At 70.2% G+C, this 13004-nt stretch carries 12 protein-coding genes and 3 pseudogenes; 1 reads left to right on the plus strand and 14 read right to left on the minus strand.

The annotated features are described in order from the left end of the window. Window positions 1-70: 70 nt before the first annotated feature. The 11 genes and pseudogenes from CES90_RS32515 to CES90_RS50160 form a co-directional block, all read right to left on the minus strand. Complete coding sequence (locus CES90_RS32515; protein WP_208921475.1) at window positions 71-649, minus strand: helix-turn-helix domain-containing protein; 579 nt, start codon at window positions 647-649, stop codon at window positions 71-73. A gap of 268 nt (window positions 650-917) precedes the next feature. Further along, a complete protein-coding gene (locus tag CES90_RS32520; protein WP_189785664.1) occupies window positions 918-1259 on the minus strand; it encodes a hypothetical protein in 342 nt (113 codons plus the stop codon). 147 nt (window positions 1260-1406) lie between these two features. Then, window positions 1407-1556: a hypothetical protein gene (locus tag CES90_RS32525; RefSeq protein WP_189785663.1), complete on the minus strand. Its 150-nt coding sequence runs from the start codon at window positions 1554-1556 to the stop codon at window positions 1407-1409. Window positions 1557-1583: 27 nt separating this feature from the next. Further along, window positions 1584-2338: pseudogene (locus CES90_RS52090) on the minus strand (Nramp family divalent metal transporter). A gap of 67 nt (window positions 2339-2405) precedes the next feature. After that, window positions 2406-2876, minus strand: a pseudogene (locus CES90_RS51385) (Nramp family divalent metal transporter); the annotation flags it as partial. Between the two features lie 19 nt (window positions 2877-2895). After that, window positions 2896-3726 carry an SDR family NAD(P)-dependent oxidoreductase gene (locus CES90_RS32535; RefSeq protein ID WP_189785662.1) on the minus strand — a complete coding sequence of 277 codons (831 nt, stop codon included), beginning with the start codon at window positions 3724-3726 and terminating at the stop codon, window positions 2896-2898. A 59-nt stretch (window positions 3727-3785) separates the two neighbouring features. Then, window positions 3786-3974, minus strand: a complete 189-nt coding sequence (locus CES90_RS32540) for a hypothetical protein (protein WP_189785661.1) — start codon at window positions 3972-3974, stop codon at window positions 3786-3788. Between the two features lie 16 nt (window positions 3975-3990). Next, the gene (locus tag CES90_RS32545; protein WP_189785660.1) at window positions 3991-4860 is read right to left on the minus strand and encodes a cytochrome c oxidase assembly protein; all 870 of its coding nucleotides are present in this window, start codon (window positions 4858-4860) and stop codon (window positions 3991-3993) included. 40 nt (window positions 4861-4900) lie between these two features. Continuing rightward, a complete protein-coding gene (locus CES90_RS32550; protein WP_229914145.1) occupies window positions 4901-5941 on the minus strand; it encodes an NAD(P)-dependent alcohol dehydrogenase in 1041 nt (346 codons plus the stop codon). After that, window positions 5866-6540, minus strand: coding sequence for an aldehyde dehydrogenase family protein (locus tag CES90_RS50155; protein WP_332836406.1), 675 nt, complete (start codon window positions 6538-6540; stop codon window positions 5866-5868). Before CES90_RS50155 ends, CES90_RS32550 begins: the two co-directional genes overlap by 76 nt. A gap of 100 nt (window positions 6541-6640) precedes the next feature. Next, a pseudogene (locus CES90_RS50160) lies at window positions 6641-6922 on the minus strand (hypothetical protein); the annotation flags it as partial. A gap of 289 nt (window positions 6923-7211) precedes the next feature. Here CES90_RS50160 and CES90_RS32560 point away from each other — a divergent pair. Then, window positions 7212-7940: a TetR/AcrR family transcriptional regulator gene (locus CES90_RS32560; protein ID WP_189785657.1), complete on the plus strand. Its 729-nt coding sequence runs from the start codon at window positions 7212-7214 to the stop codon at window positions 7938-7940. A 73-nt stretch (window positions 7941-8013) separates the two neighbouring features. On the opposite strand, the gene CES90_RS32565 is transcribed toward CES90_RS32560, so the two are convergent. The 3 genes from CES90_RS32565 to CES90_RS32575 all read right to left on the minus strand — a co-directional run bounded on the left by CES90_RS32565 (window position 8014) and on the right by CES90_RS32575 (window position 12417). Continuing rightward, complete coding sequence (locus tag CES90_RS32565) at window positions 8014-9936, minus strand: linalool dehydratase/isomerase domain-containing protein (protein ID WP_189785656.1); 1923 nt, start codon at window positions 9934-9936, stop codon at window positions 8014-8016. A gap of 398 nt (window positions 9937-10334) precedes the next feature. Beyond that, window positions 10335-10889: an SDR family NAD(P)-dependent oxidoreductase gene (locus CES90_RS32570; protein ID WP_189785655.1), complete on the minus strand. Its 555-nt coding sequence runs from the start codon at window positions 10887-10889 to the stop codon at window positions 10335-10337. A 22-nt stretch (window positions 10890-10911) separates the two neighbouring features. Further along, window positions 10912-12417 (minus strand): aldehyde dehydrogenase family protein, encoded by a 1506-nt coding sequence (locus CES90_RS32575; protein ID WP_189785654.1) that lies wholly within the window; start codon window positions 12415-12417, stop codon window positions 10912-10914. Between the last annotated feature and the right edge of the window lie 587 nt (window positions 12418-13004).

Consider the following 13004-nt stretch of genomic DNA (forward strand, 5'->3'; position numbering starts at 1 on the left):
TGCAGGTGGCCCGCACTCTGTGCGGATGCCTCAGCGGTCCCCACGCCTTGCCCTTTGCGGGGCATGAGGTTCAGCGGCCCGAACTCGTCGACGCATATCGCCCGTCCGTCGGCGGGCGGGTGTCGTACAGCGCCAGGACGCGGTGCATCTTGGCGATGAAGTCCGGGTCGGTGGACGCCTTCCAGGTGGTGGTGGTCTTCCAGGAGACCTTGTCGGCGTGGAGGATCCGGCGCAGGGTCTCCCGGCTGATGGCCGCGGTGACCTTCTGCTTGACCAGGTGGTCGGCGAGCTTGCTCAGGCTCCAGGCGGAGAACGCGGTGATCTTCCAGTCGGCGGGGGACGTCCGGGCGATCAGGCAGATGTGCTCGCGCACCTGGTCACTGATCGTCCTGGGGCGTCCCCCGCTCCATTTCGGGTCCAGCGCGTCCAGCCCCTGCTCGTTGAAGGCGTGGATGACGTCGCGGACGTAGTCCTCGCCGACCTGCATCAGCCCGGTGATGTCCTTGACGGTCTGCCCCTGGGCGGACATCAGCACCACGATCGCCCGACGGAGTCTCACCGGGTCCTTCGCCGTCCTGCTGATCCGCTGCAGCCTCCGGCCCTCCTCCATGCTCACCGGCCGGACGAACACACTCGCTCGACGTCCCACGACCACCTCCAAGATCAGGTCCTGGAGACAGTCTGCTGGCCAACGGGCAGCGGGTCGATTACCCGGCCAAGGCTGCATGACGAGCCACTAGCGGCCCGGAGGATCGCGGCACCGAGAGGAGACACCGGGGGCCTGCACGCGTGCCGTCAGGAGTGCCGCGCGCAGTACCTTCTTGTCCGTCTTGCCGACGGTCGTCCGGGAAGGGAGTGGGCGATCGCGTAGGAAACGGACGTGCAGAGGTTTCCCGGCGCGTCCACGATCCGGCGGGTCAGCTGCCGAAGACCCCGGACGTCGGCACCGGGTACTCCGATGACAGCCGCGTCCTTGGCTGCGGGGCCCCGGTCGACGAGGTCAGGTATCCGTTCTCGTCCTGGCGAGGCACATCGCCGCCGCGGGAGCAGCCGCCGCGCCGGCGTAGTGGATGACCCTCGGCGCGGAGAGACGGCGGGTGAGGCAGTCCAGGTAGACCCAGCGGTCCGTAGAGCATCGGCGTCACCTGACCGATTGTCTCCAGGACACGTTCCTGGAAGACGGGGTCGGACAGGAGCACCTCGCGGTCGGCTCGCCGGGGCAGTCCTTCGAGTTCGCTGTTGCCGGGCTCGGGTAGCACGAAGACCAGCCGGCAGCCCGCGAAGTGCGCGGCCGGCTGCCGGCATGTCGCGTTCTCTCAGTGCGCCGGGTGAGCGACGATCCGGGCGGCCAGCCCGAGGAAGAGCAGGAGCCCGCTCAGTTTGAGAACACGCGTGGCGTGCGTGCTTCACCACCGGACACGGGGCAGAGCCGCTTTCGGGATCAGCGCCCGGTCCACGTGTCGCAGCGCGGTTTTGTACAGGGTCATGGAAGCGATTCGCAGGCCGCCGACCGCCATCAGCGCCTCGGTGAAGGAACGGAACGCCGTCGTGTCCATGGTGGTTCCTTGTCTGATGATGGCAGGTCAGGGGACGAAGGAGCAGAGCAGGTAGACATTGACACCGCAGATGAACGCCGCCGCGATGATGCCGAGGAGGGTCGTGAGCGGTCGGTTGACCAGGTCCCCCATCAGGTCCCGTCGCCGGCTGATCAGGACCAGCGGAACGAGGACGAACGGAATCCCGAAGGAGAGCACGACCTGGGAGAGCAGGAGCGCGGTGTCCGGCGGCACACCCAGTGCGATGACGATCAGGGCGGGCGCCATGATGACGGCCCGGCGCAGGAAGAGCGGAATACGTACCCGCAGGAAACCATCCATGATGACCTGGCCCGCGTAAGTGCCGACCCCGGACGAGGAGAGGCCGGAAGCCAGCAGCACGGCGGCGAACGCCAGGGCGGCCCCGCCCCCGACCAGCCGCTCGAAACCTTCGTGGGCGGCCCCCAGGCTGCCGTCGAAGCTTCCTGCCCCGTGGAAAGCGGCCGCGGCGACGCACAGCATGGAAAGTTGATCGCCCCGGCGGCGCCGAGCCCCAGCACGGTGTCGAACCGCAGACTCCGCGGCGCCCGCTTCCGCTCCGCCGGTCCCTCAGGAGCCCGGGGCTCGGCGGTCAGCGCCGAGTGCAGGTAGATGAGGTGCGGCATGACCGTCGCCCCGATGATCCCGATGGCCAGGACGACCGAGTCCGTGCCCTTGAAGGCCGGCAACATCCCGGCGGCCAGGTCCGGGCCTGACTGCCCGCCCACCGCGAACAGGGTGTAGACGAATCCGAGTCCGACCACCCCGAGCAGGAAGGTGATGGCCAGTTCGAAGGGAAGGTGGCCACGCCGCCGGGAATGCCAGGATCCCGAAACTCACCACCCCGGCGATCAGCGCGGCCACCGGCATCGGTATGCCGAAGAGGAGATCGAGTCCGATGCACGCGCCGATGAACTCGGCGAGGTCCGTGGCCACGGCCACGCACTCGGCCTGCACCCACAGACCCAGCACGACGGGCCGCCGGAAGTTCTCCCTGCACAGGGTCGCGAGATCACGTCCCGTGGCCAGGCCCGTCTTGGCCGACAGGTACTGGATGAACATGGCCACCAGGCAAGCTGCCACCAGCACCCAGGCGAGCAAGTAGCCGTACCGGGCGCCGGATTGGAAGTCGGTGGCGAAGTTCCCCGGATCGACGTAGGCGACGGCCGCGACGAACGCCGGGCCGTAGAAGGTCACTGCTGTGCGGGACGCCCTCCCCGGGCTCGGCCGGACTCCGCCCGGGAGGGCTGACTGATCGCGGGAATGCCGTGAGCCATGAGGTGCCTCGTGTTCGTGGTTCACCGGCGTCGCGAGGTCGGGTCTAGCGCAGGGCGGACGCCGTCGGCATCTCGGCGTCGCTCTGGGCGAACAGCCGCAGGAGACGCGGGTGTCCGGTCACCGACTGGCCTCCGTCCACGTACAGGGTCTGCCCGGTCGTCCAGGCGGCGTCGTCGCTGCCGAGGAAGGCCGCCGCCGCGGCGATGTCCTCCGGCCGCCCCCGCCGTATCAGCGGTGTGGCGTCCTGGTACGCCTGCGCGACAGCCGGATTGCCGGTGAGGTCCCGTGTCATCGGAGTCTCGACGAGACCGGGCCCCACGGCGTTGACCCGGATACCGTGCGCGCCCAGCTCAAGAGCGGCCGACTGGGTCAGGCTCACCACGCCCGCCTTGGCGGCGTTGTAGGGGGCCGCCCCTTCCGGCGGCTGGATCGCGTTGATCGAGGTGATGTTGACGATCGCCCCGCCCGAACCCTGCCCGATGAACTGCTTCGCCTCGTGCTTGACGGACAGGAACATACTGCGCAGCGTCAGGGAGAGGACCCGGTCGATGTCCTCCGAGCCGAGGTCGACGAGGGGACCGCCGCTGCCCCCTCCCGCGACGTTGAACGCGCAGTCCAGCCGTCCGTACCGCTCGACCGCGGTCGCCACCAGCGACTCGATGTCCTGCTCCCGCCGCACATCGACGACGAGCGGCACCACGCTCGCGCCGAACTCCTTCTCCGCGCGGCCCAGCCCGTCCTCATCGATGTCACCGATGACGACTCGGGCCCCCTCGGCGATCAGCCGCCGGACGATACCGAGGCCGATCCCCGAGGCTCCGGCGGTGACGACCGCCGTCTTTCCCGTGAATCGCTCCGTGTGTGTTGCCACCATGTTGTCTCTCCTGTCTCAGATGTGCGGCTCGTTCAAGGCATGGCGGGAGCGCCTGGCCCTCACGCGAGGCCGAGCATGCTCTCCGTCCGTTCCCACAGAGTCCTGGCGACCGGCGGATCGCGGGCCTGCCGGGAGGTACGGGCGTTCGGCCGGAACCGGTGGAAGTACTGGCCGTTCACGCTGTGCGGATCGGCGACGGAGGCCAGCCGGACCAGGGGTTCGGCCCCCTTCTCACTGCCGAGCGCCATCGGGGGATCGACGTCATCATGCAATCACCTTTCGGCGGGCGGGAGTCGGCGGGGCGGGGGGACGGGGGCGCGGGAATGACCTGCCGGTCAGCCGGAGCAGCAGCACCGCCAGCACCACGCTGTCGACGAGCATCATCAGGACGCCGGCAGCGCGTTGGTCGGCGAGTGCTGTGCCATAGAGGGGAGAGGGGGCCAGCAGCAGGGCCAGACCCAGCAGGGCGACGGCCTCCTGGGCGGCGAGCAGGACGGCCGGACGCTCTCCGGCGCACCGCCACAGCAGCAGGCCGGCGCACAGGTAGGACAGCGGCATGAGGACGGCCGCTCCGGCGAAGTCTGCGTGGTGTACGGCTGGGATGTGCCACAGGTAGACCACGGCGCTCCACAGTCCGGCCGCCGCCAATGCCGTGGGCAGGGAGGACGAACGGGAGCGTTCGGGCCAGCCGCGGACGAGCAGGACGGGGGCGAGCGTGGTGAGCAGTTCGAGCTGCGCCATGGCCGCCAGGTGGGAGGTCTCGGCGGCACGGGTCAGCGGGCCGGAGAAGGCGACGGCCGTGGCGATCACCCCGGCGGTCCACACCGGGGCACGGGGTCGTTCTGCCGCCGGGCTGCGGGAGGCGGCGTACACCCAGAGCGTGAGCAGCACCACGACGATCGCGGCCGCCACCTGGGCCGGCACTCCGGATGCCGACGCTGCCCTGTGCATGTGGTGGGACGCGTGCGGTGCCGACCCGGCCAGGAGGTACGCCAGCCACCAGGCCAGGAGCAGTTCGAAGATCACCCCGGCGCAGACTGCGGCGAGGACCTGGCGGCGGCGCCGTGCAGGTCGTTCGCTGTGGAGGCCGGCCAACCGGGACATGAGCAGGAGCAGGATGGAACAGCAAGCCATGGAGGTCGGCCTCCTTCTGAGGGTGCGTCGGTGCGCCCGGTCAGCCGAAGGTGACGACGGGCTTGATGGCCTGCCTCGACAGGGCGGCCTGGGCGGCGGTCTCGATCTCGGTGAAGGGATAGGAGGTGACCAGCCGGTCGACGGGGAGCTTTCCTTCGCGGTACCGGTCGATCAGCCAGGGCAGGAAGTCGGCCGGCCGGGCGTCGCCCTCGATGACGCCGCTCACGGTGAGGCCCTTGCCGATGACGCTCATCACGTCCAGCGCGGCCTCCGGGGCGCCGATCCCGGCCAAGGCCAGGCTGCCCATGGGACGCAGGGCGCCGATCGCCTGGTTGATGACCGCGGGGACGGCGGTCGTGTCGACAGCGAAGTGGGCACCCCCACCGGTGGCCTCCCGGATCGTGGCCGCGACATCTTCCACAGCGCTGGGATCGACGGTCGCCTTCGCTCCCAGCTCTCCGGCGAGGGCACGCCGCGAGGCCACTGGGTCCACGGCGACGACCGGGGAGCAGCCGAGGGCAACGGACGCCATGATGGCGCTCATCCCCACCGCGCCAGTCCCGAAGACCACCAGGGATGTGCCGGGCTCGGGCCGCAGCACGTTGCGCACGGCCCCCGCCCCTGTCTGCACGCTGCATCCGAGGGGAGCGGCGACCTCGGGCGGCAGGTCGGCGGGCACCTTGACGGTGTTGCTCTCGTAGGCGATGGCGTACGTGGCGAAGCTGGACTGGCCGAAGAAACCGCCGAAGACGGAGGAGCCGTCACGCGACAGCGGCGAGGTGCCGTCTCCGCGACCGCCGGACACGTTCAGGCCCTGGAACGCGGCGCAGTAGCCGGGGTGGCCGTCGGCGCAGGACGGACACGCGCCGCAGCTGCGGAAGCTCAGGCAGACGGTGTCGCCGGGGGCGATCGTCGTCACGTCGGCGCCGACCGCTTCGACGACTCCGGTGCCCTCATGACCGAGGACCATCGGGGTGAGCTGCTCGGGCCACATGGACCGGGTCGTCAGGTCGGTGTGGCAGATCCCGGCGGCGGTGACGCGGACCAGGATCTCGTCTGCCCGGGGCGGTTCGATGTCGATGTCGCGGAGGGTGAAGGGGCCTCCGGTGGCTTCGACGAGGGCGGCTTGGATGCGCACGGCGTGTTCCTTCTGGCTTCGTGTGGGATCAGGCGGCAGGGATGTCGATGGACTGGAGCGCGATGCAGGCGTCGAACCCCCCGGGGGCCGAATTCGTGGCCGAGACCGCTGGCTTTACGGCCGCCGAACGGCGCGGTGTTCCAAGGCGTCCAGCCGCCCACGCCGATGGTTCCGGTGTTCACCTTCCGGGCCACGGCGAGGCCGTGCCCCTGGTCCCGGGTGCAGACCGAACCGGCGAGTCCGTAGTCGGTGTCGTCGGCCATGGGCACGGCCTCGTCGTCACCGTCGAACGGTAGGACGGCCACCACGGGGCCGAAGACCTCCAGCTGGGCGAGGCGGGAGTCGGGGTCGGCGTCGGCGAAGACGGTGGGGGCGTAGTACCGGCCCCGGGCGAGGTCCACCGGACGGGCGCCGCCGGTCACCAGCCGGGCGCCGTCCTCGACCGCCGCGGCCACACGGGACTCGACCCGCTCGCGCCAAGGGGCCCATGGTGGTGGACGGGTCGGTCGGGTCGCCGAGGACGAAGGCGCCGGCGAGTCCACGCGGCATGTCCACGACCTCGCCGTACCGGGAACGCGGCGCCACCTCCGGCGCGGGCTTGACGATCATGGTGCGGCCGGCCGCGAGCGCGGGGGCGAGCTTCATCATGATCAGACCCACCGGGTAGTTCCACGGGACGATGAGCCCGGCGACGCAGACCGGCTCACGGCGGACCGGAACCGGGCCGATCGCGCCGGGCGCTCCTCCTCCTGCGGGATCCCGCGGAGGTGTCCGGCGGGGCTGGTGACATCGGCCATGGTGGACAGCGAGACGGGCCGGCCGTTCTCCGAGGCGACCAGGCACCGCGAGGCGGTCCCCCACGGCCTCGATGACGTCGGCGAACCGCTCCATGAGACCGGCCAGGCAGTGCGCGGCGAGGGGCATGCACCGCGGCGTCCACGTCGGAGGCCGTGCCGTCGCAGACCCCGCCGATCTCCTTCTCGGTCGCGGGATTGATCACCGTGATGGTGTCCGTCCCCGTGTAGGCGAAGGGCCGCTCATCGATGGAGTGACGCTGTTCCGGCATGCTCATGAGAACCGCTCCGGACTTTCTGGACGGCATCGGTCTGAAAGTTGACGCTAATACCGACGCGTCATGTAGGCAATAGCTGTACGGATTTCTTTCACGGATGCGCTCGTGCAGGCGCCTGCGCACATAGGAGAAGGTGGAAGCGTGACGGAGACGAGGAAGACAGGGACCGCGCGGGACACCAGAGCGGACACGACGGACGCGGAACGCCCGCCCGCCGCGAGCGAGAAGAGGCGCACGGCCGAGACACCACGGCCCCGTAAGCGCGCCCCGGGAGCGGGCCGCCCCCGTAACCCACAGATCCAGGAACGGATCATGCATGCAGCCCGCGTGGTCTACGGCACGAAGGGCTGGGCCGCCTTCCACTTCGACGCGGTCGCCAAGGAGGCCGGGGTCAGCCGGGACGCGCTGTACCGGCGCTTCGCCTCCCGGGAGGCACTGCTGATAGAAGCTCTGTCGTCCCGTGGTGTCCCCGCGTACACCCCGGGCCCGGGTGACCTGAGGTCCCAGCTGCTCAGGCTGGCCGAGGAGGAATACCGTTACGTCAGATCACCCGAGGGCCTGGCCAACCTCCGAATCCATCTAGAGGCTGACATCACCCCCGACATTCACCGCAGCTACCAGGAGACCGTCGTACGGCCCGGTCTCGCGCAGGTCGAGAACGCGCTGCGGAACTCCATCGATGACGGGGACCTGCCGGCGGACGCCCCCGTCGCCCACACCGTGCGCGCGCTCTACGGAGGCGTACTGCTGCAGGCGCTGCTGACGGTCCAGGACTCCGGCGGCGAGGAGCAGAGCGCGGACGCCGACGACATCCTGGTGGGACTGGTCGACCTGACGCTGCGCGGCGCCGGCTACGACCCGTCGGCATAGCCCACGGGTTCGGGCAGGGCCTGGCGCAGGCGGATGAACAGCACCCGTCCGCCGACGCCGCGCGGACGACGGTTCAGGTGCCGGGGACGATGCGGATCCGGGTCCGGTCGTGCAGGGCCACCCGCAAGACGGCCTGGCCGCGTGCGTCGGCGTCGAGCGTGGTCGACCCGGCGCCTCGTACCTGGTACCGGACGCCGGGACGCAGCCTGGTGATGGTGAGGGACTGCGGGGATCCCGGCGCGGCACCGGGGGCCAGGACCAGGTCGAGCGCGGTGCCGTCGCTGACCGCCGAGGCGACGAGGACCTCGGGGTAGCTCGCCTCGGCGAGTACGGGCCCGCTGAGCACCTCGGCGGAGGGCCGGGTGGTGATGATCTCCCGCCAGCCGCCGGCCACTCCGAAGTGTGACTCCATCACCATCAGGTTCGCCATGTTCGACCCCGTCGCCCAGTGGACGGCACCGCTGTCGTCGACGTCGCCCAGCTCGTCCAGCGCCTGTTCGGCCGCCGTCGCCGCCTCCGTGTCGCCGATCTCCCGGGCGGCACCGAGGATCCCGTCGAGCGTGAAGACGTGGGTGGACTTGTAGTTGCCGTAGTCGAGGGCCTTCTTGTCGAGCAGCACCCGTGCCGTACCGTCCACCTGAGCCAGCATGTCGCGTCGGGCGAGCGCGTAGTAGCGGTAGGCGAGGTCGGGGAAGAAGGGGCTGAGCATTTTGACAAGGCTGGCGTCCGGGACGGGGAACGGCAGCGCGTGCCCGGTGAGCTTCGAGCGCAGTGCCACCATGCTGCCGTCGGCGTTGACGAACTCTTCTTCGAGGCGCTTGCGGAAGGTGTCCTTGATCTCGCCCGTGTGATCGGTGCCGAAGACGGTGTCGTGCAGCAGGACCGCGGTGAGACCGCGAAAGTTGCACGAGGTGTAGATCCAGTTCGGCTCGCAGGGGAAGAGGCAGTACGGCTGCCGGTAGACCTGCCCGCGGTAGTTGTCCATGAGCGAGCCGTTGATGGTGTGCGCGTCATGGCGGAACGAGCGGCGGTCGTCGTAGACGAAGGTGAGCGACCCCGGCTCGGCGTAGCGGTCGTCGCCGGTGTTGTTCTGGTAGAGCAGAGTGTTGATGTTGATGTAGCCGGTCAACATGATGTTGTCCTGCTTGGCGGGGTCGAAGTCGAAGTTGAGATTGCCCCACGCGCTCTCCCAGCGCCAGTATCCCCAGATCTGGCGCTGCAGGTACTGGTCGATGGCGCGCCGCTGACCCTCACTGACGTAGCCGGTGAAGTTGGGCGTGTAGTGGCGCTGGGCGACCGCCAGCGCCCAGCCGACCTGGTTGAGCTGGTACCGCAGCGACGATGTCTGGAACTGGTCGATCTTGTCGAAGCCTTCGAGCTGCCCGACCGGCTGGAGCGCCCGGCCGAGGATGTAGCGCATCATGCCCAGCTGGAGGTCCGACAGCTCCCGGGTGGCGAGCGGCGGAGCGGGGACAGCGGTGGCCTGGATCTCGGAGACCGCGGCCGGCAGATAGCTGTTGCGCTCCTCGCGTGTGTGCGCCGCGGCGGCACGGCCGCGCCGGCGCTTGACGGCGCCCAGGGCGACGAAGGACAGCGTCAGGCCGGGCACCGCCGCGGGTGCCCATGACGTCGAGTGGCCGCCGGCCGCCGCGCCCGCGCCGAGCGCGGCCAGTGCCCACACCGCGATGGGGGCGGTGGTCATGCCGGAGCCGAACCAGGCGATGAAGGCGACGCCGAACAGCAGGAGGGTCACCGGGAAGAGCAGCTGCCACAGCCCGGGCACCGCCAGGAACCCGGCGCCCGGCAGCCACAGGCCCCAGCCGATCGCCTGCACGTGCACCGACAGGCCGAGCAGCCACGGCACCGCGCCCAGCAGACACAGGGCGGCATGCACAACACGCGCGCGACGCAGCCGCAGGGTGACGACGGGACCCTCGTCACGGCGCTTCTTCGGGATCAGGACGTCAGCTGGACGGACATCCGCGATTACGGTCATGGGAGGCGGCTTTCTGTTCGAGGGCGGGTGTGGAGGGGCGCCGGACGGCCGATCAGCGGCCGGCGTCATCGCCGTGTGCCCGGTCGCGGGGCGGACCGGGCCGGGGCGGCAGCGAGCGGGGACCACTTGGATCAGCGTGGTCACCTCGAAGGCAGGCAGGAGCGGCAGCCGCCGGGCGGCTCGGACGAAGTCCAGAGAGCCGCCCGACTGCATCGCCCGGGTGAGCCTCGGTGCGAAACGCTGGATGCCCCCGCTCCTGGACGGCGGTCCTGGCAGTACCAGGAAGCGGCGCCGGGCCCTTCTCGGTCGCCCTGACGACCTGCTCAGGCGTGATGGCCGTCTCAAGCTCCCTGCCCCGCTTGCCGGGATCGGCGAAGAAGTGGATCGCCATGGGGTTTTCACGGCCTCGGGACACACAGGCCAGCGTCAGGCCCGTGCCTTCGAGTTCGTGGCGCAGTGACTGCATGAAGCCGATCACCGCGGTCTTGGTGGCGCCGCACGCGGCCATCTTGCGGGGCGCCATGATGCCGGTGAACGACGCGACGACCGCGAACTCGCCGCTGCCCCGCCCCGGTCATGCGGGGCAGTCCGGCGTACGCGAGGTCGACGATGCCGCCGTAGTTCATCCGCGTCATCAGGTCGACGTCCGCGCGGGCGACGGACAGCGTCGGCCCGGCCCGAGCGATCCCGGCGCAGGCGACGACGTGCTCGATCGGGCCGATCTCGTCCTCGGCCTTCTCGACCACGGCAGCCACGGCGTCCGGATCGGAGACGTCCACGGCGAAGGTGGCGACCCGGTCTGCGAACCGCTCCGCAACCTTGCCCAGCGCTTGCTTGCCGAGGTCCAGTACGGCGATCCGGTACTCGCCCTCGGCCAGGCGTCCGAGGTCGGCGAGCCCGATGCCGCTCGCGCCGCCGGTGAGGAGGGCGACGGGTGGTGATGCCATGCTCATGATGCACTCCTTCTGTTGCTGCTCATGATCGGGTCGCACGGCCGGACCGGCGGCGCGCCGCCTTGGCCGCCCTGGCGAGCATTCCGTCGATCAGTTCGCTCGCCCGGGCGCTGACGGGCGGCGTGACGAACGAGCCCATCGAGACCGGCAGCCTGCTGACGGTGGTCGACCTCGCGTGGGTGAAGGTGTCGAACCCGTGCCTGCCGTGGTAGGTACCGGAGCCGCTGTGCCCGACACCACCGAACGGGAGGACCGGGACGCTGGCGTGCAGGGCGATGTCGTTCACGGTCATCCCGCCGAAGCGGACCCGCCGGGTGAAGGTGCGGAACGCCTGGTTCCTAGGACCGAACCAGTAGGCGGCCAGCGGCGAGTGCCGGGGGGCGAGGTGGCGGACGACCTCGTCGATCGTCCGGTAGGGCCGGACCATGAGGATCGGGCCGAAGATCTCCTCGCCGGTGATCCGCATGTCGTCGTGGAAGTCCGTCACGATGACCGGCGCGATCCGCCGGGTGGCGGCGTCCGGTTCTTGGCCCGGCAGCGCCTCGTGGACGGTGGCGCCCTTGGTCCGGGCGTCGTCGAGGAGTGCGACCAGTCGCCTGAAGTTCGCGTCGTTGACGACGGAGACCGGTCCGCCGTCGGAGGTCGCGATGGTACGGGCGCGGCGCAGGGCGGCGTCGACGAAGCTCGTCGCCTTGTCCTTCGGCACGAAGACCAGCTCGGGGCAGAGGCAGAGCTGGCCGCCGTTCATCAGCCGTGCCGTCATGATGCGGTCCGCTGTGCGTTCGATGTCGGCGGCGGGGTCCACGACCACCGGGTTCTTCCCGCCGAGTTCCAGGGTGACCGGCACGAGGTGGCGTCCCGCCGCCTCCGCGACCAGGGCACCGACGTTGGGGGACCCGGTGAAGAACAGGTGGTCGAAGGGCAGGGCGCTGAAGGCCGAGCCCACCGCGGGCCCGCCGGTCACCGCGGTGACCTCGGTCGGGTCGAAGTACTCGGCGACCTTGGCGATGAACAGCTCGGCGGTCCGGTTCGTGACCTCCGAGAACTTGATCATGACGTTGTTGCCGCCCGCGAGGGCCGCCGCCGCGGGCTCCACCACCAGGCCGAGAGGGAAGTTCCAGGGTCCGATGATCCCCACGACTCCCAGCGGGACCCGCTCGACCGTACTGCCCACGCCCAGCAGGCCGAGGCCCGGCACCGGCGTGGTCGGGCGCATCCACGCGCCGAGCCGGGCCCTGGTCAGCCGAATGTCGCCCAGCACGCCGACGATATCGGCGATCTTGCTGACCGCTGAGGGGCGGTGCCCGAAGTCCGCGTGCAATGCCTCGCCGAACGCGTCGGCGTTCTCGGTCAGCAGCAGGATCAGCCGGTCGAGCCGGTCGCGTCGCTGCTTCACGGTCGGCGGCTCCTGGGAGAGGAACGCCTCCCGCTGTGCGTCGAACAGCGCACGGAGCTGCTCGGCTGTCGGCTCGGACAGGCCGTCGGAGCCCGCCGCTCCGATGTCGGCCGTGACGGAATCGGTGGTCATGGTTGCGCCCCTGGTTCGTAGGGATCCGGTCGGCCGGTCTGAGGGAGGTGGTCGAGAGGTCGTTGGGCGGCTACGGCGTCGGTCGAGACGACGCGAAGCCGGTCACTGAGAGGCCGGCCGTGGGTGGGCCGGAGTTCGACAGCCGCCGTGGATCCGGTGACGTTCCTGTCCGGCGGGCCACGCAGGGTGGCTCTGAGCGCCAGATGTTATTACCGACATAACGCGTCGGCAATACCCTGTGTAGATCGCCCGTGCGGGCATCCCGGACCGTTCGCCCTGCGAGATCTGGATCAGCAGGCGGCTCGGACGGTTCGAGGCAGCACAGGAGCGGCGGCGCCCAACGCGAAAAGCGGCCCCCTCAGGGGCCGTCAAGGTTCACAACTCCCTTTCCTCGCAAGGCCGTTGCCGCATCCGGCGACTGCGTCAACTGCGCGAGAACGGTGCGGATCGCCAAGCAACTCGGGTGAAGTCCGCCGGGGTCCAGCTGTGCCCGAAGGGGCACGGGGAACTGCGCGACCGGCCACGACGCCACGGACGGCCGACGAAGCATCGCGGCACTTCCGGTGGAGCGCTTGGCCGACGCTGCC

Origin of the sequence: Streptomyces capitiformicae, from assembly GCF_002214185.1 — a bacterium.
In the GTDB taxonomy this organism is placed as follows: domain Bacteria; phylum Actinomycetota; class Actinomycetes; order Streptomycetales; family Streptomycetaceae; genus Streptomyces; species Streptomyces capitiformicae.

What these genes read in the sequence shown, in the direction of transcription:
- CES90_RS32525 (WP_189785663.1), bottom strand. Translation starts at nt 1,556, where the DNA reads ATGGACACGACGGCGTTCCGTTCCTTCACCGAGGCGCTGATGGCGGTC.
- CES90_RS32535 (WP_189785662.1), bottom strand. Translation starts at nt 3,726, where the DNA reads ATGGTGGCAACACACACGGAGCGATTCACGGGAAAGACGGCGGTCGTC.
- CES90_RS32540 (WP_189785661.1), bottom strand. Translation starts at nt 3,974, where the DNA reads ATGGCGCTCGGCAGTGAGAAGGGGGCCGAACCCCTGGTCCGGCTGGCC.
- CES90_RS32545 (WP_189785660.1), bottom strand. Translation starts at nt 4,860, where the DNA reads ATGGCTTGCTGTTCCATCCTGCTCCTGCTCATGTCCCGGTTGGCCGGC.
- CES90_RS32565 (WP_189785656.1), bottom strand. Translation starts at nt 9,936, where the DNA reads ATGACCGTAATCGCGGATGTCCGTCCAGCTGACGTCCTGATCCCGAAG.
- CES90_RS32570 (WP_189785655.1), bottom strand. Translation starts at nt 10,889, where the DNA reads ATGAGCATGGCATCACCACCCGTCGCCCTCCTCACCGGCGGCGCGAGC.
- CES90_RS32575 (WP_189785654.1), bottom strand. Translation starts at nt 12,417, where the DNA reads ATGACCACCGATTCCGTCACGGCCGACATCGGAGCGGCGGGCTCCGAC.